General features: G+C 33.7%; 21 protein-coding genes, 1 tRNA gene and 1 pseudogene. 16 read left to right on the top strand and 7 right to left on the bottom strand.

Going from position 1 to position 25013, the window contains the following annotated elements; genetic code table 11:
* Positions 1-3 precede the first annotated feature (3 nt).
* The 6 genes and pseudogenes from thrC (at position 4) to QWZ06_RS03765 (ending at position 4769) form a co-directional block, all read left to right on the top strand.
* A pseudogene (thrC, locus tag QWZ06_RS03790) lies at positions 4-1307 on the top strand (threonine synthase).
* Positions 1308-1310: 3 nt separating this feature from the next.
* Positions 1311-1679 carry a dihydroneopterin aldolase gene (gene folB / locus QWZ06_RS03785; protein WP_290295777.1) on the top strand — a complete coding sequence of 123 codons (369 nt, stop codon included), beginning with the start codon at positions 1311-1313 and terminating at the stop codon, positions 1677-1679.
* Positions 1680-1714: 35 nt separating this feature from the next.
* Positions 1715-3079 carry a DUF4403 family protein gene (locus QWZ06_RS03780; RefSeq protein WP_290295776.1) on the top strand — a complete coding sequence of 455 codons (1365 nt, stop codon included), beginning with the start codon at positions 1715-1717 and terminating at the stop codon, positions 3077-3079.
* Between the two features lie 227 nt (positions 3080-3306).
* Positions 3307-3377, top strand: a tRNA-Cys gene (locus QWZ06_RS03775).
* A gap of 345 nt (positions 3378-3722) precedes the next feature.
* Positions 3723-4040, top strand: coding sequence for a helix-turn-helix domain-containing protein (locus QWZ06_RS03770; protein WP_290295775.1), 318 nt, complete (start codon positions 3723-3725; stop codon positions 4038-4040).
* Between the two features lie 501 nt (positions 4041-4541).
* The gene (locus QWZ06_RS03765) at positions 4542-4769 is read left to right on the top strand and encodes a glutathione synthase (RefSeq protein WP_290295774.1); all 228 of its coding nucleotides are present in this window, start codon (positions 4542-4544) and stop codon (positions 4767-4769) included.
* 535 nt (positions 4770-5304) lie between these two features.
* On the opposite strand, the gene QWZ06_RS03760 is transcribed toward QWZ06_RS03765, so the two are convergent.
* Positions 5305-5751 (bottom strand): hypothetical protein, encoded by a 447-nt coding sequence (locus QWZ06_RS03760; RefSeq protein ID WP_290295773.1) that lies wholly within the window; start codon positions 5749-5751, stop codon positions 5305-5307.
* 218 nt (positions 5752-5969) lie between these two features.
* Between QWZ06_RS03760 and QWZ06_RS03755 the strand changes: the two genes are divergently transcribed.
* From QWZ06_RS03755 to QWZ06_RS03720, 8 genes are all read left to right on the top strand, one after another.
* The gene (locus tag QWZ06_RS03755) at positions 5970-6527 is read left to right on the top strand and encodes a glycine zipper family protein (RefSeq protein ID WP_290295772.1); all 558 of its coding nucleotides are present in this window, start codon (positions 5970-5972) and stop codon (positions 6525-6527) included.
* A 52-nt stretch (positions 6528-6579) separates the two neighbouring features.
* The gene (locus tag QWZ06_RS03750) at positions 6580-8214 is read left to right on the top strand and encodes an LIC_10190 family membrane protein (RefSeq protein WP_378169803.1); all 1635 of its coding nucleotides are present in this window, start codon (positions 6580-6582) and stop codon (positions 8212-8214) included.
* Between the two features lie 50 nt (positions 8215-8264).
* Complete coding sequence (aroC, locus tag QWZ06_RS03745; RefSeq protein ID WP_290295770.1) at positions 8265-9335, top strand: chorismate synthase; 1071 nt, start codon at positions 8265-8267, stop codon at positions 9333-9335.
* Between the two features lie 17 nt (positions 9336-9352).
* Positions 9353-9916, top strand: coding sequence for a thioredoxin family protein (locus QWZ06_RS03740; RefSeq protein ID WP_290295769.1), 564 nt, complete (start codon positions 9353-9355; stop codon positions 9914-9916).
* A gap of 11 nt (positions 9917-9927) precedes the next feature.
* Entirely contained in the window at positions 9928-10467 is a 540-nt protein-coding gene (locus tag QWZ06_RS03735) for a TlpA family protein disulfide reductase (RefSeq protein ID WP_290295768.1), read from the top strand.
* Between the two features lie 83 nt (positions 10468-10550).
* Positions 10551-10892 (top strand): YkvA family protein, encoded by a 342-nt coding sequence (locus tag QWZ06_RS03730; RefSeq protein WP_290295767.1) that lies wholly within the window; start codon positions 10551-10553, stop codon positions 10890-10892.
* A gap of 122 nt (positions 10893-11014) precedes the next feature.
* Positions 11015-12394 carry an orotidine-5'-phosphate decarboxylase gene (pyrF, locus tag QWZ06_RS03725; protein ID WP_290295766.1) on the top strand — a complete coding sequence of 460 codons (1380 nt, stop codon included), beginning with the start codon at positions 11015-11017 and terminating at the stop codon, positions 12392-12394.
* Between the two features lie 33 nt (positions 12395-12427).
* Entirely contained in the window at positions 12428-15271 is a 2844-nt protein-coding gene (locus QWZ06_RS03720) for a gluzincin family metallopeptidase (protein ID WP_290295765.1), read from the top strand.
* 54 nt (positions 15272-15325) lie between these two features.
* On the opposite strand, the gene QWZ06_RS03715 is transcribed toward QWZ06_RS03720, so the two are convergent.
* The 3 genes from QWZ06_RS03715 to QWZ06_RS03705 all read right to left on the bottom strand — a co-directional run bounded on the left by QWZ06_RS03715 (position 15326) and on the right by QWZ06_RS03705 (position 17934).
* Positions 15326-16135, bottom strand: a complete 810-nt coding sequence (locus tag QWZ06_RS03715; protein WP_290295764.1) for a T9SS type A sorting domain-containing protein — start codon at positions 16133-16135, stop codon at positions 15326-15328.
* A 180-nt stretch (positions 16136-16315) separates the two neighbouring features.
* On the bottom strand, positions 16316-17107 hold the full coding sequence (locus QWZ06_RS03710; protein ID WP_290295763.1) for a carbohydrate binding domain-containing protein: 792 nt from the start codon (positions 17105-17107) through the stop codon (positions 16316-16318).
* Positions 17108-17199: 92 nt separating this feature from the next.
* Entirely contained in the window at positions 17200-17934 is a 735-nt protein-coding gene (locus QWZ06_RS03705) for a T9SS type A sorting domain-containing protein (RefSeq protein ID WP_290295762.1), read from the bottom strand.
* Between the two features lie 150 nt (positions 17935-18084).
* Between QWZ06_RS03705 and QWZ06_RS03700 the strand changes: the two genes are divergently transcribed.
* Complete coding sequence (locus QWZ06_RS03700) at positions 18085-21312, top strand: DUF8818 domain-containing protein (RefSeq protein ID WP_290295761.1); 3228 nt, start codon at positions 18085-18087, stop codon at positions 21310-21312.
* Positions 21313-21474: 162 nt separating this feature from the next.
* Complete coding sequence (gene dusB, locus QWZ06_RS03695) at positions 21475-22470, top strand: tRNA dihydrouridine synthase DusB (RefSeq protein ID WP_290295760.1); 996 nt, start codon at positions 21475-21477, stop codon at positions 22468-22470.
* Between the two features lie 57 nt (positions 22471-22527).
* Here dusB and deoC read toward each other — a convergent pair whose 3' ends face one another.
* From deoC to QWZ06_RS03680, 3 genes are read right to left on the bottom strand one after another with little or no spacing between them, the layout of a single operon-like run.
* Positions 22528-23271, bottom strand: a complete 744-nt coding sequence (gene deoC, locus QWZ06_RS03690; protein ID WP_290295759.1) for a deoxyribose-phosphate aldolase — start codon at positions 23269-23271, stop codon at positions 22528-22530.
* 4 nt (positions 23272-23275) lie between these two features.
* Entirely contained in the window at positions 23276-23746 is a 471-nt protein-coding gene (locus QWZ06_RS03685) for an Lrp/AsnC ligand binding domain-containing protein (RefSeq protein ID WP_002976659.1), read from the bottom strand.
* A gap of 28 nt (positions 23747-23774) precedes the next feature.
* Positions 23775-24710, bottom strand: a complete 936-nt coding sequence (locus QWZ06_RS03680) for an endonuclease/exonuclease/phosphatase family protein (protein WP_290295758.1) — start codon at positions 24708-24710, stop codon at positions 23775-23777.
* Positions 24711-25013: the final 303 nt, after the last annotated feature.

Raw genomic sequence — 25013 nt, 5'->3', positions numbered from 1 at the left:
CAAATGAGATATTATAACTTAAAAGACCACGAGGAAATCGTTGATTTCAAAACTGCCGCCATACAAGGGCAAGGAAAAGATAAAGGATTATTCTTCCCTGAACGTCTTCTTCTTTTTGACAAAGAATTCATTCAAAATCTCCATCAATATTCTGATGTGGAGATTGCTTATCAGTGTATGAAAGACTTTGTTAGTGATAAAATTCCTTCTGAAACCCTTAGAAAGATTGTTTCGGAAACCATCAATTTTGCAATTCCTTTGAGAAAAATTAATGATGATATTTCAGTTCTGGAACTCTTTCACGGGCCTACTCTCGCATTTAAAGATATCGGAGCAGGCTTTATGAGCCGTTGTTTGTCTTATTTTTTACAAGACCAGCAGAAAAAAGTCACGGTTTTAGTAGCGACTTCAGGAGATACCGGCGGGGCGGTTGCCCATGGATTTTATGATCTTCCGGGAATTGATGTTGTCATTCTTTATCCTAAAAACAGAGTAAGTCCCGTTCAGGAAAAACAACTTACAGCACTAGGAAAAAATATTTATGCATTGGAAGTTAACGGGAGCTTTGATGATTGTCAAAGTTTGGTAAAACAAGCTTTCTCCGATGAAGAAACCAATGAGCAATTATTTCTAACTTCGGCTAATTCCATTAATGTTGCCAGATGGCTTCCGCAGCAGATCTATTATTTATTAGCTTTAAAACAATGGCAGCAAACAGAAAGTAAAGCACCTGTCATCTGTGTTCCAAGTGGAAACTTCGGAAATATCTGTGCAGGAATTTTAGCGCATCTTCGTGGTCTTCCAGCAGAGCATTTTATTGCTGCCTGCAATGCAAATAATGTGATTCCTGAATATTTAAAAACTAAAAATTTCAGTCCTAAAAAAGCAATGGCAACCCTTTCCAATGCTATGGATGTAGGAGATCCAAGCAATTTTGTCAGAATCATGGAACTTTTCAACAATGAATTTGATCTTTTAAAGAATAAAATATCAGGGTATTCTATTGATGATGAAAAAACAATGCAAACTATTTCGGAAATTATAACCAATACCATTATATTCTCGATCCGCATAGTGCTGTAGCCTTTGCCTCTCTTGAACAATACCTTAAAGAAAATCCAGGTAAAAAGGGTTTCATTCTGGGGACAGCACATCCCGTAAAATTTCCTGATGCCGTAGAAAATGCGATCAAAACAAAAATTGAAATTCCCCAATCCCTGGATCTTTTGATGAAAAAGGAGAAAAAAACTGTGGAAATAAATTCAGATTTTGAAGAATTAAGACGATTTTTGCTTGATAAAAATTAAGCAATGAGTAAGATATATCTTGAAGATGTAAAAATATATGCCTACCACGGGGTTTTACCTGAAGAAAATATTATTGGCACCTATTATATTTTGAATGCAGAACTTCATACCGATTTGTGGAAGGCAGCAGAATCCGATGATTTGAATGATACCATAAGCTATGCAGATATCAATGATATTATTCATCAGGAAATGAAAATAAAATCCAAACTACTGGAACATGTTGCAGGAAGAATTATCTCAAAAATACATGATCGTTTTCCACAAATCGATTATATCAAGCTTAAACTTACCAAAACAGCACCTCCTATGCAAGGCGAAATGAAAGGAGCAAGCATTGAATTGGAAAAAAGCTTCAAACCTGAAAATTAAAATTCTTATTTTTATTTCATTAAAAAAATACAAAATTGAAATTCGTTAAAATATTATTTTTAGTAGCATTTATCAATGCTTTCGGTCAGGCAAATGTTGATAATCAATTAGCCACTTATAACTTTCCGAAAATTAAATCCAGCATTACCATGCCGGTGACGATCCCGCTTTCAGAGCTTAGCAATATGGTAAATGCTTCTGTAAAAGATCTCATTTACCAAGATGATTCCTATACAGATAATAATAATGATCAGTTTAAAGTAAAAGTTTGGAAAACCAGACCCATCCGCTTAGTTGGAGGCACAAGCCAAAATCTTTTGATTGAAGTACCTTTAAAGATCTGGGCAGAAAAAGGAATTGGAACCTTAGGGGTTTACTCCTATCAGAATACCACTTTTGAAACAGTAATGTCTTTTAATACAACCGTTACTTTTAAAAATAACTGGACAATTATCACCAATACACAACCCAATGGATTTCGATGGGTAACAAAACCTGTATTGGACTATGGCAGAATTCAAATCCCGATCACTCCTATCGTTGAAAAAAGTTTAAAAGAACAACAAGAAAAATTCTGCAAAACGATAGATCAACAAATGGCAACCCAATTGAATTTCCAACAATATGCGGTTATGGCATGGAATACATTTACCCAGCCTATCAACATTTCTGAAGAATATAACACCTGGTTGAAAGTAAGCCCTGTAGGCGTTAATATTACACCATTAAAATTTTATGGAAATCAGATCAATGCAACCCTTGGAATCGATATTTTCTCAGAAACATTTACTGGAAATAAGCCCGCTTCCTCTCCTACTGTAACTTCTGCAAGCAACTTTAACTTCTCTCCTACTGTTGCAGATAAATTTGTATTGCAGACTACCGCCAATATCCCTTTTACAGAAGCCAGCAATATGGCTAGAAAAACTTTTTTAAATAAAGAATTTGACATCCGAGATTCTAAAGTAAAAGTAACAGATATCAGAGTGTATGGAGTAGATAACAGAATTGTTATCGAAGCTCAGACAGATGGTTATATCAAAGGAACGGCTGTTATCTCAGGAATTCCGGTATACGATGAAACCAAAAGAAAAATTGTTTTATCGGATACTAAGTTCAAACTGAAAACAATGAATATTCTTCAAAAAACGGCTTCTCTCTTATTCCAGGGAAAGATCGTGAAAATGATTGAAGAAGAATATGGAATTCCCACTCAGGAATTAGAAGAAACATCAAGAAAAAGTATCGAAGACGCTTTCAACAAAGAGTATTATAAAGGATTAAAGATGAGTGGAAAGGTATTTAACCTTAAGCCAAGTAAAATACTTCTCAATAGTACGGGAATCACTGCTGTTATTGATACGAATGCTACTCTGAAACTTCTTGTCAACGGATTCTAAAACGATAAAATCTTACCCACTGCAGTCTGATTTATGTCTATTATTTTTTCAGACTCAGCGAGGTCTTAATAGTTTGAGAAAAAAAAGAATAATACACGCTAAAATTATAAGCCTGAAAAACAGACTAAAAGCTAAATTGACAGTTTAAATAAGAAAGAAATTGCACAAAAACTTTGGTTTGTATAGAAATTTAGCTATATTTGCACACCTCAAAAATGGTAAGACATGGTACTTTGGCCGAGCGGCTAGGCAGTGGTCTGCAACACCATCTACAGCGGTTCGAATCCGCTAGGTACCTCTTAAAAAACCTCTAATTTATTTTAGAGGTTTTTTTATGTATTATCAGCAAGATGATTATTCATAAATTGAGAAAAAATCAATTCTATTTCACTTATCTTACCCTCTTCATTTTTCTTAATTTAATGGTTTGAATATTGCAATCTTTCTTGCAAAACAAAAGCTATTCAATTGTTTTAAAGATTCATATCATTTAAGCTTCTAGAACTTTGTACTCATTTTAAATTCATCCATACAAGTATTCTTAAGTTTTGCACATGATCTTCAATAAACACATTCCACTTCTTTACGGAAATCCATAAGCGATATACTCTTTTTTTCTACACATTTGCATAAAGCCTAACCCATGAAAAAAGTAAAACTACATACTATTAGAAAACAAAAAGGCTATTCTCAGCAACAAGTAGCAGACATCATTCCCACAGAAGTATCTAATTACAGCAGAAAAGAAAACGGTTATATAAAAATTACCAAAAGTGAATGGGAAAAAATAGCTTTGTTTCTGAACGTTCCTTTAGAAGAAATTTATGAAGCAGATTATCCTACTTATGCTTCTAACGAAATTTCTGGAGAGAATATTCATGTCTATATCTCTCAATTGGAAAAAGAGAATATTGCATTGCTGGAAAAAATGGAAATATTGAAAAATATTATTAACCATTAAATTCCATATGTCAACCATCCAAAATCATCAAATAAAACAAGATTATTCCCTTAAAGATAAATGAACATAAGCACTATCTTTTATAAGTAGAATTAATACAAACAAAAAATCCTCGGAAATTCCGAGGATAAAAACTAATAACCATGAAAACTCAAATTAAACATGAGTTGCATTGGTATATTGAAAAATCGTGCCAAGAATTACTTTTTTTGAAAAAAAATTAAAATTTTCTTCATAAACAGAGAAAATTAAATTAAAAAATTAACATGCAAAACATATTGAACTTTAAATATATACAAATAATAACTCCACTAAACACCATACATATATATTCAAACATTACAATACTTAACAATTTAATAATTTAAAAAAACTTTAAAATAAAAAATTAGCAAAGAAGAGAAATTCTTCAAAATACAACATGAAGACAAAGAAGACAGCAAAAATCACAAATTGGCATAATTTATTCTGCTATTTAACATAACATCTAAATTTAATATCATGTCACAAAAAAAATTTAAAAAAACAGATTTTGTTCAAAATAATGAAAAGCAATATCAGATTGAATTTAAAGTAAATGAAATAGGGGAAGGCATCAACCTTATTGTACAAAGACTCAATGAAAAAGGTGAATATGAAATAGTACAGGCTCCCGTCCGAAGACTCAATGAAAGCATATTTGTGGTCTGGGATCACCCTTTTGACGGCAAAATAATTTTTGATGAATAAAGAAATCCCCTTTGGATAAAACTTCAGCATCAAAAAGCCTCCTAATGGAGGCCTCAAAAAACACAAATGATGAAAAAAAATTTTATATCAGAAATAAATATTAATCTTTTAATTTCAATCCAAAAATAAATCTTCCTTTTCATCTATTTTATGAGCAGAATCATAAAAACATATTACTCCTTTCCTTCTCTCTTCTATACAATAAAAAGTTCCCCGAAATGAGGAACTTTTATCATAAGGATATATGAAATAGAAAATGTTCACTCAAAAATGTCATCTCAATTCTTAAAAGTATATGTACACAATTATAAAAGGGCAGCAAAAACAAAAGGCCCCCATTCAGGAGGCCTAAAAAACACAAATGATGAAAAAAATCTATTCAGAAAAATCCAAACAGAATATTATGCAAACTGTTTCTATACTCTTCCTCTAAGAAGATATGATATACTCAACAGTTACGAATTATTGTATATTGATTAAAAAATCCTCATTCGAGGATTTGTAAATTTAGATAATTATTTTTTCTCTCACAAAATTATACTTCCCATGTGATTGGAATATATATCGTAATATATCCATCCTCATCTAGATTTTCATCAGATACTGTAGCAATTACTGTTCCATAACCTACCCAACGTCCTTGTCCTTGAAGACCTGAAAACTCATAAGTTCCTGCAGGCAAATCCTCCTCAGAATACTGCGGAAGAGCACGATTGTGATATTGATCACTGAAATAGATCTCACCTGTAACCGTATTTTTTGCAACAAAACCGCCCAAGTCAAACCCTGAACCTGAAAGCATTTTTGTTCCATCTTTAGCTATAAGTCCATAGCGAACAGGATATGTTGCTGTTTTTGCATCTTGAGCAGATACTTCAGTACAAGATTTAGATGGGTTTTCCACTACATCAGTGGAAGAAAACGAAGTGGTAGCAGCCAGCAATCCTACTACAGCTGCCACTGTAAAAATTGATTTTTTCATATTAAAAGTCATTTAGATTCTCAAAAATAGGCATCATAAATTAATTCAACAAAAACTAAGGATTAACTATATTTTACATATTTCTTCCGTCACGATTTAGAAGTATCTTAATCCCTCCAATATCAACTTTAACATTCTTTAACTGAATTTTGGCTTCATAATTGAAAATAAAACTAAAATTAAAGCCGTTTAGGTTTAAGCTTATTAAAATTTGAGTTATGAAAAAGATAGTATTAACAGGTTTTTTATCCGTTTTCTTACTAACGGCCTGCAAGAAAGATGACAGAACTGCTGAGAAATCACTGGAGGAACAAAAATTGGAATTCCAGTCAAGACAGCTTGATATAGAACGCCAAAAATTGGCTATTGAAAAAGAAAAGCTGGTATATGAAGCTCAAAAAAAAGCAGATAGCATCTCTGAAACTAAAAAAGCAAAAGCTACTGCTGAAAATAATTCAAAACCAAAAGTAATCAGAGAAACAAGAACAATATATCGTGACAGAAGCTCCAATTCTAACTCGGGAGGGGGAAGCAATGGCGGATATGCAGATAATGGAAGCAGTGCTTCACAAGGAACAACCAAGAAAAAAGGAATGAGTAAAGCAGCCAAAGGTACTATCATTGGTACTGTAGGTGGTGCCGCTGTAGGAGCAATTGTTGCTAAGAAAAACAGAGGTCTTGGAGCTGTAATCGGAGGCGTTGTAGGTGGAGCTACCGGATATACCATCGGTAGATCACAGGATAGAAAAGACGGAAGAGTGCAACCAAGAAGATAATTTTTTTTACCATAACATATAAAGATTGCTTATTTTTAGGCAATCTTTTTTTATGATACTGATTCTGTTTTCCACTATTTTCCTTCTTCCCGTCTTATCAGGACTTGGGAAAATCATGGAAAAATTTTCAGGAATATTATTTCACGGAATTTCCGGAAAATTAGTTTTGGGAATCATGGGAATAAGTCTGGTATGGACTATCCTATCTTTTTTTATTCCACTCAATATATATGTAGAAGCTCCCAGTATTTTATTAGGCCTATTCTATTTTTTTAAAGAAAAATTATACCTGGAATTTTATAAATTCTCAAAAAATGATGCCTTATTAATGACATTCATCTCAGGTATTATATTATTTGCTGGTGCTTACTATCCTTATATATTAGATCATTTCGGGTATTACATCCCCACCATTAAATGGCTTACAGAATATGGACTGATCAAAGGAATTTCCAATCTGGATCTTACTTTGGGGCAAATGTCGGTATGGCATATTTTCCAGGCGGGTTTTTCAAATTTTTCTGATCCATTTCTGAGAATCAATTCTATTTTATTGGTCATCTATGCCATTTATAGTATAGAAAGAAAAAGCTGGGTTCAACTATGTTTTCTTCCCATTTTATTCTTTTTTTCACAATCACCAAGCCCAGATCTTCCTGTCATTATCTTTTCTTTACTTATTTTAAATGAAATAATTTCCGGAAATAAAAACACCAGCCTTCTTTTTGCCTTCTCAATATTTGTTTTTGCTATAAAGCCTACTATGATCTGGCTGCCTATATTGGTATTTCTGAACAATATCTTTATTTCTAAACGGAACTTTAAAAACCTGCTTTTCGGAGGAGCCATTTTGTTTTTATTCTTTATTAAAAACATCTGGACATTTGGGTATCCTGTATTTCCCATATCTATTGGAGATTTTGGATTCAGCTGGAAACCGAGCCCTGAAGTATTGAAAACTTCATCCCAATATGCTATCCTAAAAACTTACGACATGCAATATTCATTTGAAGAAATTCAAAAGTTTTCCACATGGGATCATATAAAAAACTGGTTCTTTCTGAAGGGGATCAAATCAAAAATCAATATTTTTTTCATCATAAGCTTATTCCTTTTTTCAGTATTTGCTTGGGTAAAGAAAAATAGACTCATCACTTTCATCTGTATTTCTTTGTTGATAAAAAGCATACTTGTACTGGCTTTTTCAGCTCAATACAGATTTTTCATAGATGTATTTTTCGTCATATTTTTTGTTTTGTTTCATGAATATTGGAACAAAAGGAAATCTATGGTTGTTTTTTCACTACTCAGCTTATTTTTTATTTCCTTGTTATCTTTCCCAAATCTTATTCAACAATTTGTTCCAAGCTTTCAATTGGGAAATTTTATGGTAGGTTTTAAAAAGCAGCAGCTTTATCAGCCGTCCGTATATCACTATCAACAATTTGATAGTTTTAAAGTGGGAAATTTAAAATTTAATGTCTCCAAAAATTATCCCTATAACTTTGAAACCCCTCTTCCTGCCATCTCCACGAGTTTTATTTTTGATGATACAAAAGCCAAAATCTTCCCGCAGCTTATTGACAAAAACAACATAGGCAAAGGATTTATCTGGAAAAGAATGACTTACGAAGAGATAAAGGAAGCGAATGCCGTAATCAATATTATCGAAAACATTCATCAATAGAACAAATGTTTAAACTTTATTATTTGGAGAAAAAAAGGTAATTTTGTATTATGTTCAACACATTAGGTAATCTTCTTAGTCTTACAACATTTGGAGAAAGTCACGGAGTGGCTTACGGCGGTATCATCAATAATTTTCCGGCAGGTTTAACGGTAGATCTCGATAAGGTTCAATATGAACTGAACCGAAGAAAACCCGGCCAGTCTGCTATTGTTACTCAAAGAAAAGAAAGCGACACAGTAAAGTTTCTTTCCGGAATCTTTGATGGAAAAACGACAGGTACGCCCATCGGTTTTATCATTGAAAACGAAAATCAGAAATCAAAGGATTATGACCATATTGCTCAGGCCTATCGTCCTAGTCATGCTGATTTTACATATGACCAAAAATTTGGTTTAAGAGATTATCGTGGCGGTGGAAAATCTTCTGCTAGAGAAACAATGAACTGGGTAGTAGCGGGTGCTTTTGCCAAGCAGCTTTTACCGGAAATTGAAATCAATGCTTATGTTTCGTCGGTAGGGGATATTTTCTGTGAAAAACCTTACCAGGCTCTTGATTTTTCTCAAACGGAAAGCAATGATGTACGTTGTCCCGATGCTGAGACAGCAGAAAAAATGATTGCCCGAATTAAGGAAATTAAAAAAGAAGGAAATACCATTGGAGGAACCATTACTTGCGTTATCAAAAATGTTCCTGTAGGAATTGGTGAACCCATATTTTCAAAACTTCAAGCAGAATTAGCAAAAGCAATGCTCAATATCAATGCCTGCAAAGGATTCGAATATGGCAGTGGATTCTGTGGGGCTAAAATGACTGGGAAAGAACATAATGATCAGTTTAATACAGATTTCACTACAAAATCTAATCTTTCGGGAGGAATTCAGGGAGGAATTTCCAACGGAATGGATATCTATTTCCGTGTAGCATTCAAACCTGTTGCTACGATTCTGAGACCTCAGGATAGTATTGATAAAGAAGGAAATCCTGTCATTGTAGAAGGAAAAGGACGTCACGATCCTTGTGTAGTACCAAGAGCAGTTCCTGTAGTGGAAGGTCTTGCAGCATTTGTTCTGGCAGACTTATTTTTGATCAATAAAACAAGAAACATCAATAATTTTTAATCTAAATATTTTTGGTAATGAAAAATTACTGGGATCAAGGAATTTCTTTTGAAGAATACCTTAACATTGCACAACAAAGGTTAGATCATCCTGCCAACCAACAGGAAATCGAATATAAACAATACTACGAGCTTGGGCTTCAGAGAATGGACAGAACTATAAAAAAATATGTCCCGGATGAAAACCAAAGAAAAGAATTAGCGTCTAAAAATTTTGACGGAAAAATTTTAATTATTTCTGAGGCTTGGTGTGGAGATGCCAGTGCAACAGTTCCGGCACTTTTTAAATTCTTTGAAGGTCATAATGAAATCAGAGTTTTTCTAAGAGACAATGATAAAAGTCTGATCAACCAGTTTTTAACCAACAGTACAGAGTCTATCCCTAAAGTATTGATTCTTGATAAAGACTTTAATGTAAAAAACTCATGGGGACCTCGTCCAAAATATGGTTATGAATTACTCATGAAGTATAAAGCTGATCCGGAAGGCTATCCTAAAGATACTTTCTATAATGATCTGCAAATCTATTATGCCAAAAACAGAGGTAAGGATGCTGTTCAGGAAATTTTAGATCTGTTATAAAAAAACAGGATATGAAAAAAGGAATTATTTTTATTGTATTAATTGTCATTATTGGAGTCGTTGCATTTGTACCGGGTGTAAAGGATTTTTTAAAAAACCAGTTCTTTCCAATCGCTACTATTGAAAATGCAGTACACATCAATGAAGATGATTATGACGTAGATCTTAAAGGAATCAATGCACCGAGCACCAACCTTAAAAACTTTAGAAACAAAGCTGTTTTCTTGAACTTTTGGGGAACGTGGTGCCCACCATGCAGAAAAGAATGGCCATCTATTCAGAAGTTATATGATTCCAGAAAAGGCAATGTAGATTTTGTACTTATTGCTATGAATGATAAAGAAGAAGATGTTATAAAATTTTTAAAGGAAAATAATTATACGGTACCGGTATATATTGCTCAAAGCCCGATATCTGAAAAGATTCTTCCTAAAGTTTTCCCTACTACTTTCCTTCTTGATAAGACCGGCAGAATCCTAATTAAAGAGGATGCTACAAAAGACTGGGACTCAGAGACTGTGCACCAATTTATTGATAATATCATCAAATAAATTTTTAACTAAATTTTATAATTTGTTGGTATGGGATTTGTGAAATTTATAATATTGAAAAATGATGTAAATCCAAACACAAAATGAAATATTCAAAATTAAATCTTGCAAAAGAAGCTATCAATCACAAGGGCTTTGTAAAAAAGATCCCTGATATTTTCAGAATGGTTAAAATGTGGAGAAAGGGAACTTATCCTATGAGATCTATAGACATTATTCTTCCTCTATTAGGAATTTTATATGTCATCTCTCCTATTGACCTTCTTCCTGAATTTGCCATCCCGGTACTTGGAGTAATGGATGATCTGGCAGTATTGTCACTTACCATTCCAAAACTCATTAGAGAGGTTGACAAATTTTTACTTTGGGAAGCTGAACAAAAATATAGCGGTACTCAAGTCATTGATGCCGAAATCGTAAAATAATAGTTTATTTATATTTTAAAACCATTCTGGAGACTCTAGAATGGTTTTTTATTGATCAAATGGGCGATAAATTTTTAAGCCTTATTTCAAATCCTTAAATTTGCAATATCTAATAAAAAATAATGGAAAGTAAAAAAGAATTCTTTTTGGAGTGCTATAAGCTAGGCATCATTAAATTTGGGAGGTTTACTCTAAAAAGTGGTATCGAAAGCCCTTTTTATGTAGACTTAAGACCTTTGGCTTCAGATCCTAAAATCTTAAAAAATCTGGCTAATTATTTATTGGAGATGCTTCCATTGGATAATTTTGATTTAATATGTGGAGTTCCTTATGCTGCTCTTCCTATGGCTACAGCGATGTCATTGGAAAGTTATATTCCATTAATCATTAAAAGAAAAGAAGCAAAAAGTTATGGTACTAAAAAACTGATTGAAGGAATTTACCAGAAAGGGCAAAACTGTCTGTTGGTAGAAGACGTGATCACATCAGGAAAATCTTTACTAGAAACTATTCCGGAAATAGAACAGGAAGATCTTAAAGTTTCTGACATTGTAGTAGTACTAGACAGAGAGCAAGGTGGAAAACAGTTGTTGGAAAGCAAGGGGTATAGAGTACATACTCTTTTCAATATTTCAGAAGTATGTGGAGTTCTTCAGGAAACTGGCGAATTATCTGATGAAGAAGTGAAGAGAATTCAAGATTTCCTACAAGGTAACCATATCCAGTTTGAAGAAGAAACCAGAGCTTCTTATGAGCAAAAATTGAGCACCGCTCAACATTCTGTTTCAAAAAAAATATTGGAAATAGCTTTGGCAAAAAAATCCAACCTGATTGCTTCCGCAGATGTTACAACCACTCAGGAGCTATTGGATTTTGCACAAAAAGTTGGCCCACATATTATTGCTTTAAAAACGCATATTGATATTATTTCTGATTTTGAATATGAAAAAACGATCACTCCTTTAAAAGAGATTGCGACAAAACATCAATTCTTATTGATGGAAGATAGAAAATTTGCAGATATTGGAAATACTCAGGAATTACAGTTTACAAGCGGAGTTTTCAAAATCACAGATTGGGCTGATTTTGTGACCTCCCAAGTTATTGGTGGTTTTGAATCTTTAGATTGTTTCAAAAATGTAGGAGTAGTAGCGATCGTTGGAATGTCTTCTAAAGGAACATTAACCTCTGCCAGCTACCGTGAAGAGGCTTTAAAAGTAGCAGTATCTCACCCTAATGTAATTGGTGGTGTTTCTCAAAATAAAATTCCTGAAGAGCTGTTGTTATTCACTCCAGGAGTAAACCTTGCAGACTCAGGAGATGGAAAAGGACAGCAATACAATACTCCGGAACATGTTTTTAAAACATTACACACAGATTTCATCATTGTAGGAAGAGGAATTTATAAATCTGAAGATCCTGAAACAGCAGCTATTACCTATAAAAATGAAGGTTGGAATGCCTATATTAATTCTTTGCAAAAAAAAGCAATTCAAGGATAAAATCCTATAAAGTATATACAAAATAAGCTATATTTGAGACTTTATCACGGATATTTGAAAAAGATCAGCATTTGCCTTATTTTGTTTTGTGGAATTGTACAGATTTCTGCACAGAAAGACAGTATATACATTGGAGCAAAACTCTCTCCTGACATGAAAACCCTTGAGGTGAATCAGGAGATTGTTTATTACAATCATTCCGATAAAGACCTACAGACGATAAAACTTCTGAATTGGGTTTCCGCTTATAACAAACGAAGAACATCTCTAGTCTACCGAAAACTGGAAGACAGAAACAATGATTTGCATTTTGCAAAGAATAATGAACTGGGAAAACTTCTTGAACTACATATTAAGAATTCCGAAAATCAGGAAATACCAGTCAATACCATTTCAGATGAAAATCTTTTTATTCCTCTGAAAGAAGCTTTAAAACCAGGTGAAAGTATCACTTTTCAGCTCCATTACCGTATGCAGCTTCCTGATAAAAAGTTTACGGAATACGGAACATCCGGTCAGAATACTGCTTTAAAATATTTCTTTATTGTTCCGGATCAATTTGATCCGGACAATATTTCTGAAAGAAAATACCACGACATTGAAGAGCCTGTAAGTTTCAACACTTTCTGGACTGTAAATTTTGACATTCCTGTGAATAACTTCATTGAAAGTAATCTTCCACAGGTTCAAATGAATTCCTTTCAAGGATATTTAGATTCAGATCCTGAATTTTCGGTTTCTACCAACACGTATCCGATCATAAAAGCCAATATTGAAGGTACTGATATTGAAGTAAAGTTTGGATATAACCTTAAACCAGAAGAGAAACAAAATCTGGAGTTCTACTTACCTCTTCATTTAAAATTCATTAAAGAAAAAATTGGATCTCTTCCAAAAAGCATCTTTATTTCTGATAAATTCAGAGCAAAGGAAGACTTCTTTGGGAACAATGATATTACATTCTGGAAATTCAAATTCCAATTATTTACAGATGCTGAAAAAACAGATCTTGATTATTTTGGGATCATTGCTAAAAAAGCCTTAGACGAAAAGATCATTGCAGATAAACAAAAAGATCATTGGTTTAAAAATGGTCTAAAATCTTACCTTGAAATTCAATATCTGAAGAAGTTCTACAAAGACACCAAACTTTTAGGGGCACTTCCAGAAACCAAGTTATTTGGACTTAAGCCTTTGAAACTATTTCATGCCTCTAAAGTAAAACTATTAGATCGCTATGGGCTTGCATACCAGTATATCATGCTTCAGAATCTGGATCAGAAAATTGGTGAAGATTTTACCACTTTAAGTAATTTTAATGATATGGCTATCAGTAGTTTTGAAACAGGAAGTCTCTTCAATTATTCTGCTGATAAAATGGGTGAGAAGGCTTTTGATGATCTTTTAGAAACATATCTTTCAAAAAATTCGGGAAGTAAAATTAATCCCAATGAATTCTTGAAGCAGCTCGCAGAAAAAGAAAAATCTACCACTTATTTAGCTAACTTTTTAAACCAAAAAAACAGGGTTAACTTTAAGCTGAAACATATTAATAAGGAAAAAGATTCTTTAGAAATTAAAATCGCTAAAAATACAGACGCTTCTATTCCTGTAAAATTGGAAACAGAAACGAGGGATGGAGAGAAGAGATCTTATTGGATAGATACTGAAGAAAACCAGAAAATTAAAACGGTTTCTCTTCCTACCTCAGACAATATTTATAAAATAACTTTAAATAATGACTATATTTTCCCTGAGGCTAGTTATCGGGATAATTTTCTGTATGCTAAAGGATTATTTTCAAATACAAAAAAGATTAAGCTTAAACTTATAAAAGACATTCCCAATCCTGAATATAATGAAATCTATATAAGCCCAAGAGTGCGCTTTAACAACACTTATGATAAATTTTTGCTAGGTGCTAATTTCAAAAATCAATCTTTTTTTGATCAGAAATTCTTATATTCATTTACCCCAACATACAGTACTGGAACAGGAAAACTGACCGGTTCAGGGGGAGTTTCCTACTCTTTTCTTCCAGCTGAAAGTATGTTCAGAAGTATTACATTTGGAGTATCAGGATCTTATTTCCATTACGATTATGGATTAGCTTACACAAAAGGATCTATATTTTCAACCCTTAACTTTAGAAAGAACCCTAGAAGTACAGTTAGCCGAAGTCTTGGTATTTCCTATAACTATTTTGAAAGAGATCTTAGTCCTGTTATGATCGCCAACGATGATTATAAAAAATACAATCTTTGGGGATTGGGGTATAGCTACAGCGATAGCCAGATGATTCATGAAAAAAGTTTCAGCCTAAGTGCACAAGGCATGGAAGATTTTAATAAAGTTACTGCCGAAGGTTTTTACAGATGGGAATTTGCCCCCAAGCAAAAACTAAGTGTTCGTTTATTTGCAGGATACTTTCTTAGAAACGATACCCGTAATGACTTGTTCAACTATGGAATTTCAAGAGTGTCCAACTACACCTTCTCTTATAACCTTTTAGGAGAAAGTGCCAGCAGTGGTCTCCTTTCACAACAGTTTATTCTGGCTGACGGAGGATTTAAATCATTTCTTCCCGGAACAGTTAATCAATGGATTACTTCCGTGAATGTGGATTCCAGCATATGGAAAATTTTTCATGTATATGCAGATGCAGGAATGTATAAAAACAAGGATCTTTCTGCAAAATTTATTTGGGACAGTGGAATTAAGGTAAGAATTATCCCGGATTTTCTTGAAGTCTATTTTCCGGTACAGTCTTCATTGGGATTTGAACCTGGGTTCAAAGATTACGCAAAACGCATCAGATATACACTGGTTCTCAATCTTGGTTCCATCATCAATGCAGCAAGACGAGGATGGTATTAAAAATAAAGGAACAGCTTATATATAAACTGTTCCTTATCAAAAAATATTGAAAAACTAATCTTTTATAATTTTTTGTGAAACCGGAGCATTATTAACCGTGCCGGTTACAAAATAGGTTCCTTTGGGAAGTTCCGTAATATCTATATTCTGAGCAAATTTGGTAGGCGCTTGTTTCACTACCTGTCTGAAGGTATCATATACCTTTACATCTTTGATCACCATTCCAAAAACTACCTTTCCGTCTTTAACAAAAGGATTTTGAACAAAACCTGCTTTTGCTATTCCTTCAGCCGAAAAATCAGCCATATTATTGCTGCTATTATCTAAAGTTCTTCTGATTGCTGTAGATGCAGTAGGAGAAGGAGCCGGGCCATCGCCTTTAAATTGATCTGCATTGGCACCATACCCTACAAAATCCAATACATTAGAAGAAGCCGGACTTATCACCTGTACGATACTTCCGGCCAGCGCTACTTTGCCAGATGTCCCTGAAATCCTTATTCCGACAGATTTATTGGGAGTACCATCAAAATTAGTAACAGTCGTTGCTATGAAGTTTGGGGTGGGCAGTACTTCCACTCCCCCATCTACTGTTGCTTCCTGAATCAGGTAAGTCTCTTCTGGACCCAAAGTAAAATCTGGAAGTGTATGATATTCTGTAAAAGCCCCTATTGCCGGTGCATATTGTATACTTGCGCCTGTTAAAGAAACCAGAGTGGTTCCTATATTTTTCAGGACAATATAATTATTTTTGAAAACAGCTCCTGAATTTGCATTTCCACCATAGATCTCATTGATCACAATTTGGGCATCTGTAAAAGCAGTCATCAAAACTAAACTGACAATAGTAAAGATTTTTTTCATTAAAATAGTTTTAGGAATAAAGTTATGGTAAAAACATCAAAAACAATACCATATAATTAGGAAATATACAAAAAAATCCATTATAAACATGTAATCATTCAAACTAGCAAAGCATGAATAAATAAGCATAAAAAAGCCGGCCATTTCTTCGAAATGGCCGGCTTATATTATTACTAATAATTATTGTTTTAGAATTTTCTTAACAATAATATTTCCGTTTTGATTAATCTGAACAAAATTAACTCCTACAGGTAATTTTGAAGCATCAAAAGTAGCAAAGTTCTGTACTTTCTTAGTTTCAAATAATTGTCCGGTAGCAGAAACAATTTTCACTTCAGCATTTCCATTTAAGTAAAGGTCAAAAGAATTCTTAACAAGCGTATTAGAAATCTTAATACTATTTTTAACAAGCTCTACTTCCTTTGATCCTAAAGACCCTGTTGGATACAACATAACATCATCAAAATAGATAGCTCCTGTAGTAACATTGTTTTGAGCATAAACTCTTAAACTAAGTCTTAATAAAGTTGTTCCTGCAGGCGTTGTAGCTGTAGCAGTAACATTCGTCCAGCTTGGGCTATCACTAGTATAAGTTGCAGGTTGGAAAGGGTTTCCGGATCCTGGAGCAATATTCGCACTAGCGCTTCTAAATTGAATCCAATGTCTCGCTCTTGCATTTGCATCATTATCAAGAACCCAGTAAGAAACAGTATAATCTGTATTCGCAGAAGCAGGAACATCAACAAAATCTATATTCCCATTTGCTGTCGCAGAAACCGGAGAAACTTTAATTGAGTTACTTCCACTGTGTACGATTGCAGTTTCTTTAGTTCCTCCACCCATACTGAACCAACCATCTGGCTTCACAGAAGGATCAGTCCAAGTTTCAAATCCACCATTTGTTATCAAATTCTGAGCATTTGAAAACGTAAATGCAGCTGTTGCTGCTAAAACAGTAAAGATCTTTTTCATAAAATGATTTTTTTTAAAATTTATGAAGTAAAAATACAAAAAAACCGCTACTTCAAATAAAGCAGCGGCGTATATTTAACAATTATTTAAAATTACTTTTTAATAATCTTCTCAGAAACGGCTTTACCATTGATAATTCCTGTTACAAAATAAATCCCTTTTTGTAGACTTGCAATATTTAAAGATCCATTTTCAGAAACTGAACCTGTTTTAACTACTTGCCCATTTACATTGAAGATCTTAATATCAGCTTTTGTTCCAAAATAAATTTCATTATCTACAGATGTATTTTTAATAAAATTATTTGTTTTACCTTTCACTTCTGCTGTTCCTAAACTTCCTGCTGTAGTCCAAGATATATCGTCTATAACAATTTGTCTTGTTCCTGTAGATCTAAATTCTATAGAAACATCTCCGGAAACATTTGCCGTTAAAGTTCTTGTATAATTAGTACCCATCGCATCTAATGCATATGAATCATACATTGTTCCATTAACATACACCTGAATAACTCTGTTAGCAGCTGTACCTCCGGTAAAATAAGATCTAACTGTATATGTAACAGTTCCAACTCCTCCTGCTCCAGAATTTGCTTTTACATTTCTAGTATTACTAGAGTCAAAACCAATAGATGTTCCTGTAACATTATCGCCAGTTGTAACTTTTCTCGCTCCATTATAGGTCCATGTAACAGCATTGTCCCCTACAAAAGTACCAGCTGTATAAGTACCAGTTGCAGCATTTAAATTGGTAAATGATTCTGATCCTTGTGCTGACATCGAAACTGCAAGAACTGCTACAGCAATTAAAGAATAAAGTTTTTTCATGATTTAAAATTTTAATTATTTATAATTTCGGTGGCTAAATTACATTTATTTTTAAGGACTTCACAATATTTAGATTAATTTTCTGTTAATAATAGTTGGCTTGTTGTCATTAACATTTTTTAATTATTTTTACGAATTATTTTTCAGGAGTTGCGTAATATTGTTATCCTATTTATTGTATTTTTCTTTGGCATATTTTTAGGAAATGCTCAGGTATTTTCGTGGAAAAATCCCAACGTTCCTGAAGACAGCATAAAAAAAGATAGCATTCTTGCCGCAAAGTTTGAACAGGATATTTTTGCAAAAGATACTTTAGATTTTATCCGAACCCATAACAGGATTGTTATTGACGAAGCTGTACTGGCAAAAAATGATAAGAAAAGGTTTTTAGGTGAGCTTAACTCTAAAGGATCCATTATCCGTGGAATAACGTTTGGTAATAACCAGGGACAGTCTGTACAAAGTTCTATGGATCTTCAGATTTCCGGACGCCTTTCTAAGGATGTAACCATCTTAGCCAGTATTTCCGATCATAATTTACCGATTCAGGCTGATGGATATACTCAAACTTTAGAAGAATTTGATAAAATCTATATACAGCTTAATATTAAGGATAAATCTATTCTTAGAGCTGGGCATCTGGATCTTGCAGAATCCAAAAATTATTTTGCCAAATATCAGAGACGAAGCATGGGAATCCAGTTTCAGACAGAGTTTGGAAAAGAGAATAAAACCTTTCTGGATATTTCTGCCGGAGTAGCACGAAGTGAATTTCACAGAATTCGTTTTCAAGGGGTTGAAGGAAACCAGGGTCCATATCGTTTAACCGGAAAAAATGGAGAACAGTTTATTACTCTTATTTCCGGTTCTGAACAGGTATTTATTGACGGAATTTTGATGAAGCGTGGAGAAAACCAGGATTATACGATCAACTACAATACAGGAGAGGTTACCTTTACCAGTTTCCGCCCTATCTTCCAACAGAATTTTATCACGATTTCTTATAACTATGCCAACAGAAATTATTCAAGATATTTATTTACTGGAAAGCTAGAGCATCAAAGAGAAAAATTCAAGGTTGGATTAAACTGGTTTATGGAGAATGATAACAAAAATGCTCCTCTTGCTTTAAGTTTATCAAAAGAAGATGAACAAATCCTTGCTGATGCAGGAAATGATCCCAATCTAATGTATGCTCCATCAGGAGTTATTACGGAATATGATGTTAATAAAATTTTATACCGCTTAAATCCTGCCGGGAATTTCTATGAACATTCCACAGATGCTAATGACACCCTATATCAGGTCTCTTTCACTTATTTTGGAGCCAATCAGGGGGATTATAAAACATCTCAGACTACCAATAACGGACGTGTTTTTGAATATGTAGGCTCTAATGCAGGAGACTACAGAGCGGTAAGAAAACTTCCTTCACCACAGAAATCACAGGTATTCTCCCTTAATACAGAATATTTGCTGAACGAAGGAAAAATTGGAGCAGACATTTCCCTAAGCAATTATGATGTCAATTTATTTTCATCTAAAGACTCTGATCAGAATGTAGGGTATGCCTATCGTATTTTCGGAAATAAAACATTTACAAAAAACTCTTGGAAAGGAACTCCAAGTTTTGAATATCAATACATCGACAAACAATTCCATATTCTTGATCGTATCAATGATGTAGAATTCTCCAGAGATTTCAACTTAGTACAGGAATTTAACAAAAAGACTCAAAACCGTTTTATTTTCAGCTTTTTGAATAAATGGAATAATAAATCCACTTTAAATTATCGTGTCAACTATCTCAATGAACAAGACTCTTACAAAGGGCTTAAGAATGATTTAGACTTCGGTTGGATCACTGGACAGTTCTTTACCAAAGGAAATTTCTCCTTCCTGAATACTAATGCTACGCTTCAGGATACCAAATTTATCCGTGGGGGAATATCAACCGAATTTACAGGAAAAAAAGGAAGTTGGGCTATAGGAGGAAGTATGGAACATAATGAAAAAAAATACAATGACACCCAACTTATGGATGTCACGAGTTTCAGCTGGAAAGAGATCTTTCTTCAAAAGAAAATCGGTGACAGTACCCGCACAAAGTTATTGGCAAAAGTATATATGAGAAACAATGACTCTGTACGTGATAACAGGCTTCAGAACATGAATAACATTCTTGGTTTCATGGCAGAAAGTCAGATCATTAAAACGGACAGAACTACTCTGAATGCTTTAATCCATTACAGAAAATTCTATTATTCAGGTGCAGAAGGGGCTGTATCCCGAAACAATGATTTCGTGGTGGGTAACATTCTCTATAATCAACAACTTTTCAAAAACGGGATGCGTCTTCAAGCATTTTATGAGCTTGGAAACGGACAGGAAGCACAGAGAGAATTTCAATATATTAAAGTAACAGACGGACAGGGTGTTTATAAATGGACAGATTACAATGGTGATGGCATTCAGCAGCTCGATGAATTTGAGATTGCAGAATATTCCGACCTTGCTAAATACATCAGAGTCTACACGAATTCTGTTCGGTATATTCCATCCAATAAAAATAAATTGCAGTTGGCTCTATTTGTAAATCCGGCTATTATCTTTAACTCCGAAAACGCATTCTTAAAACGTTGGAACTTTAATATTTCATTAAACTCTCAAAACTCATTCTATAAAAAAGATAAGGTTCTTGTACTGAATCCGTTTGAAAAGAACAGCGATCAGATACTTAAAAATCAAAATATTTTAACCTCTATACAATTTAATCCTACTGATAAATCCGGTTGGAACGGAAACTACCGATTCATTACGAACGACAATCTTATTAATGCCAACTTCAGTAATGAGGAGCGCGAACAAACGTCCCACTTCCTGAATATTGGATACTGGTTTAATAAAGAATTCAGAGTAGACTGGGAAAACTCTGTTCATGATATTAAAAACTCATCACAATTATTTGCTACGAGAGATTACCGTTTAAATAATTTTGAAACCAAGCCAAAGGCCACTTATAAATTTACAGATGCTATTCAAACGGAACTTTCCTCTGCTTATCGCCAGAAGAAAAGAATAGATGGGGAAGAATTATTAAAAGCTTTCGATATTACAGGAACCGTTCAATGGGAATTCAGAAAGACATCCATCCGTGGGAATTTCTCTTTTATTAATAACAATTTCAATGGAAATAATTTCAGTATTGTTGGTAATCAGATGCTTGATGGTCTGAAGCCTGGCAAAAACCAGGTATGGAGTATATTTATTCAGCAGGCAATCAATTCATTTATTCAATTGAACCTTAATTACGAAGGAAGAAACTCTGGTGAAAGAACGATTCACATTGGAAGCATGCAGGTAAAAGCAAGTTTCTAAAGGTCTATAGTTTAAGGTTTAAATTACTTATTCTTCAATTGATACTTAATTTCACCTATTCTAATACTCTACAGTCCTCCACTCTACAGCCTTCAAACTCATCACTTACACTAATAGATAATATCATATTTTCTACTATTTAGAATTTTGTAAATTTGCACCATGATAAAAATAGGCAACATAGAACTGCCGGAATTTCCACTTTTGCTGGCTCCGATGGAAGATGTAAGTGATCCTCCGTTCAGACGTTTGTGTAAAATGCACGGTGCAGATTTAATGTATTCGGAATTTATTTCTTCCGAAGGGTTAATTCGTGATGCAATTAAGAGTCGTAAAAAACTGGATATTTTCGATTATGAAAGACCAGTCGGGATACAAATCTTCGGTGGTGATGAAGAAGCAATGGCCATGTCTGCAAGAATTGTAGAAACAGTAAATCCGGATCTTGTTGATATTAATTTTGGCTGCCCTGTAAAAAAGGTAGTCTGTAAAGGTGCCGGAGCTGGGGTTTTGAAGGATATTGACCTTATGGTACGCCTTACAAAAGCTGTAGTAAGCTCTACACACCTGCCGGTAACCGTTAAAACCCGTTTGGGATGGGACAGCAATTCCATCAATATTGATGAAGTGGCAGAACGCCTACAGGAAACCGGAATCAAAGCACTTACCATACATGCCAGAACCCGAGGACAAATGTATAAGGGCGAAGCAGATTGGGAGCACATTTCAAGAATTAAGCAAAATCCAAATATTGAAATTCCAATTTTCGGGAATGGCGACATAGACTCTCCTGAAAAAGCATTGGCGTACAAACAAAAGTATGCTTGTGATGGAATTATGATTGGACGTGCAGCCATTGGTTATCCTTGGATATTTAATGAAATTAAACATTTCTTTAAAACAGGAGAACATTTACCTACGCCAACTATTTCAGACCGATTATTAGCAGTACGCCAGCATGCAGAATGGAGTGCAGAATGGAAAGGGGAAAGATTAGGACTGGTAGAAATGAGACAACATTACAGCAACTATTTCAGAGGTATCCCTCACTTCAAGGATTTCAGAAAAAGATTCCTGGAAGTTTTCACATTAGAAGAAATGGATGCCCTCATCAAAGAAACTCAGCAATTCTACGAAGAATATCAAGCTCAGGCATAAAAACAAAAACCATCAATTGAATTGATGGTTTTTTTATTTGTTCTTGGAAGATTCATTTTAATATCCGCCTGAAGAAGATTCATTTTTAATTAATGCCAGTGCTGAAGAAGTTCCGATTCTCTTCACTCCCATGTTAATCATTTTTTCAGCATCTTCAGGAGTTCTCACCCCTCCGGCAGCCTTTACAGGAAGATTCCCAGCATTATCCAACATAATTTTTACTCCTTCAAAGGTTGCTCCATTAGGCTTTCCACCTGTAGTTTCATAAAAACCAGTTGATGACTTAACGAAAATATTCTGTAAATCATTAACTGAGAAATTCTCTTCTGCCCAGTTTGAAATACTTTTGGTAAGATCTGCAATCTGCTCGTCAGTTAGTGCGGCAATCTCAATGATCCATTTGGCAATTTTATGATGCTCCAAAGATAATTTAGTACACTTCACAAACTCTTCTTTTACCAAAGTAGTGTTTCCCTGAAGATAGGCATTGTAATTAATTACAAAATCCAATTCATCGGCACCATCTTCAATAGCTTTTGACGCTTCTGCAAGTTTCTCTTCTATTGAATATGTTCCTTCGTGGAACCCTATTACAGTTCCTACTACCACATTTGAATTTTTCTCCTGAATGTATTTCTTAATGTCTGCTACATAATCAGGACGGATCATTACAGCGAAAATACCATTATCAATGGCTTCCTGTGTAAGTTTCTTATCAAACTGAAGGGTTTCTTCATGTGACATTCCTGATTGTTCCGGTGTCTTCAAGTAAGTTGAATCCAAATATTGGGCTATGTTCATATCGTTATACTTTCAATTGTCTGTAAATACCTTGTTCCAAAGATATAAAAGTTTCTGTTCTTGTAACTCCTTTCAATTTTTGAAGTTTGCTAAGGATTTGCATCAAATGGTCGTTATCCTTACAAAGAACCTTAAGGAATATTGTATAATTTCCTGTTGTATAGTGGGCTTCTACCACTTCATTGATATCATGCAAAGATTTTACCACTTCAGGATAATGACTTGGTTGATCCAAAAACACCCCGATGTACGAAATCACTTTATACCCGATTTTCTTAGGGTTAAGGAATGAAATTGAGTTTTCAATAACTCCTGCGTGTTCCAACTTTTTAATTCTTTGATGTACCGCTGTTGTAGAGATACCAACATTCTTTGAAATGTGTGCTAAAGAAGTTTTAGCATTGTCCATCAACATGTAGATGATTTCCTTGTCAATGGAATCTAAATGGTAACTTGTGTTGCTCGAATTTTTCATTTTCTACTTTTTTATTATTTATGTTTTTTTATGATAAGCTTTTAAACTTTACAAAAACCGGAAAGTGATCACTGTATCCGCCTAAATACCGGGTACCAGCATAAGTTCGGAAAGGCCGTCCTTCAAAATTTCTGGTTCTGCTGCTAATTTTCTCAGAATTAAACACATGAGCTTCCTGAAAAGCCAATGTTTGATTATCAAGTAGGGATCTCGACATCATAATCTGATCATACAACAATCCAGATTTATAATGAAAAGTAGAATAATTTCTTGTAGAAAACAAGTCCTGAAAAGGGTTCATCAAAACCTTCTCATGATCATTGTCATAGAGAATTTGTACTAAATTTTCATCATCCGGGTTTTCGTTAAAATCACCACACAATATGACATGTTCCTTATCTTCATCTACAATTTTCATGATTCGCTGCCGAATCTCATTCAATATAAAGGCTCTTTTGGGTTTATTGATATCCTTTTCGCGCTTAGAGGGAAGATGGGCGATAAAGACATTAATAATTTCCCCTTTATATTTAATTTTCGAAAAAAGTACGTCTCTGGTTGTGTCGTAATTTCCTGTGTTTTTATAGGTTATTTCAAAAAAGAAAGTAATGGTTTCAGAATCCAGAACCTCTACTTTACTTTTATTATATAACATGGCTACATCCACTTTTCTTTCATCCATAGAATTGTAGTGTACAATTCCATATTCAGAATTAAAGGGATCCATTTCCACAAGATCTTCTAAAACCTTCCTTCCGGAAACTTCAGATAATCCAATGATAAATGGCAGTACTCCATTTTCCTCCTTCATCAATTGAAATACGTGGGAGATTTTAAAAAGTTTATTTTTATATCTCCGCTCATCCCAGTTTCTTAAACCTGACTTTGTAGGATCTAATTTATGCACAGGTTTAGGATCGGGTAAAAATAAATTTTCAACATTATAAAAAGAGAACAGTTCCATCAACACAAATTTCTATACTTTAATTAATATGTTCTTTTTTCTAACCCTAAATTTATTATTTTTTTCAAATCTAATTTTGATTTATTTACAATATTAAAAAATCAATTTATAATAAGAAATATTTCAAATATAATAAAAAAAATCAATAAAACTGCTTATAGTGAATTAATTTTCCAATCAATTTGCGTTTTTATTTAATATATCAAAATTTAAATAATAAACAAAAATTCAAATAACTAAAACAAAAATTCAATAAAAAAAACAAATTTGCTTATATTTTTCTTTTCAACTACAATAATAACA

The organism is Chryseobacterium tructae (genome assembly GCF_030409875.1).
GTDB lineage: Bacteria > Bacteroidota > Bacteroidia > Flavobacteriales > Weeksellaceae > Chryseobacterium > Chryseobacterium tructae.
Note: the sequence above shows the minus strand (reverse complement) of the source record. Positions and strands in the feature narration are given on the sequence as shown.

What these genes read in the sequence shown, in the direction of transcription:
- folB (WP_290295777.1), top strand. Translation starts at nt 1,311, where the DNA reads ATGAGTAAGATATATCTTGAAGATGTAAAAATATATGCCTACCACGGG.
- QWZ06_RS03770 (WP_290295775.1), top strand. Translation starts at nt 3,723, where the DNA reads ATGAAAAAAGTAAAACTACATACTATTAGAAAACAAAAAGGCTATTCT.
- QWZ06_RS03765 (WP_290295774.1), top strand. Translation starts at nt 4,542, where the DNA reads ATGTCACAAAAAAAATTTAAAAAAACAGATTTTGTTCAAAATAATGAA.
- QWZ06_RS03760 (WP_290295773.1), bottom strand. Translation starts at nt 5,751, where the DNA reads ATGAAAAAATCAATTTTTACAGTGGCAGCTGTAGTAGGATTGCTGGCT.
- QWZ06_RS03755 (WP_290295772.1), top strand. Translation starts at nt 5,970, where the DNA reads ATGAAAAAGATAGTATTAACAGGTTTTTTATCCGTTTTCTTACTAACG.
- QWZ06_RS03750 (WP_378169803.1), top strand. Translation starts at nt 6,580, where the DNA reads ATGATACTGATTCTGTTTTCCACTATTTTCCTTCTTCCCGTCTTATCA.
- aroC (WP_290295770.1), top strand. Translation starts at nt 8,265, where the DNA reads ATGTTCAACACATTAGGTAATCTTCTTAGTCTTACAACATTTGGAGAA.
- QWZ06_RS03740 (WP_290295769.1), top strand. Translation starts at nt 9,353, where the DNA reads ATGAAAAATTACTGGGATCAAGGAATTTCTTTTGAAGAATACCTTAAC.
- QWZ06_RS03735 (WP_290295768.1), top strand. Translation starts at nt 9,928, where the DNA reads ATGAAAAAAGGAATTATTTTTATTGTATTAATTGTCATTATTGGAGTC.
- QWZ06_RS03730 (WP_290295767.1), top strand. Translation starts at nt 10,551, where the DNA reads ATGAAATATTCAAAATTAAATCTTGCAAAAGAAGCTATCAATCACAAG.
- pyrF (WP_290295766.1), top strand. Translation starts at nt 11,015, where the DNA reads ATGGAAAGTAAAAAAGAATTCTTTTTGGAGTGCTATAAGCTAGGCATC.
- QWZ06_RS03715 (WP_290295764.1), bottom strand. Translation starts at nt 16,135, where the DNA reads ATGAAAAAAATCTTTACTATTGTCAGTTTAGTTTTGATGACTGCTTTT.
- QWZ06_RS03710 (WP_290295763.1), bottom strand. Translation starts at nt 17,107, where the DNA reads ATGAAAAAGATCTTTACTGTTTTAGCAGCAACAGCTGCATTTACGTTT.
- QWZ06_RS03705 (WP_290295762.1), bottom strand. Translation starts at nt 17,934, where the DNA reads ATGAAAAAACTTTATTCTTTAATTGCTGTAGCAGTTCTTGCAGTTTCG.
- dusB (WP_290295760.1), top strand. Translation starts at nt 21,475, where the DNA reads ATGATAAAAATAGGCAACATAGAACTGCCGGAATTTCCACTTTTGCTG.
- deoC (WP_290295759.1), bottom strand. Translation starts at nt 23,271, where the DNA reads ATGAACATAGCCCAATATTTGGATTCAACTTACTTGAAGACACCGGAA.
- QWZ06_RS03685 (WP_002976659.1), bottom strand. Translation starts at nt 23,746, where the DNA reads ATGAAAAATTCGAGCAACACAAGTTACCATTTAGATTCCATTGACAAG.
- QWZ06_RS03680 (WP_290295758.1), bottom strand. Translation starts at nt 24,710, where the DNA reads ATGGAACTGTTCTCTTTTTATAATGTTGAAAATTTATTTTTACCCGAT.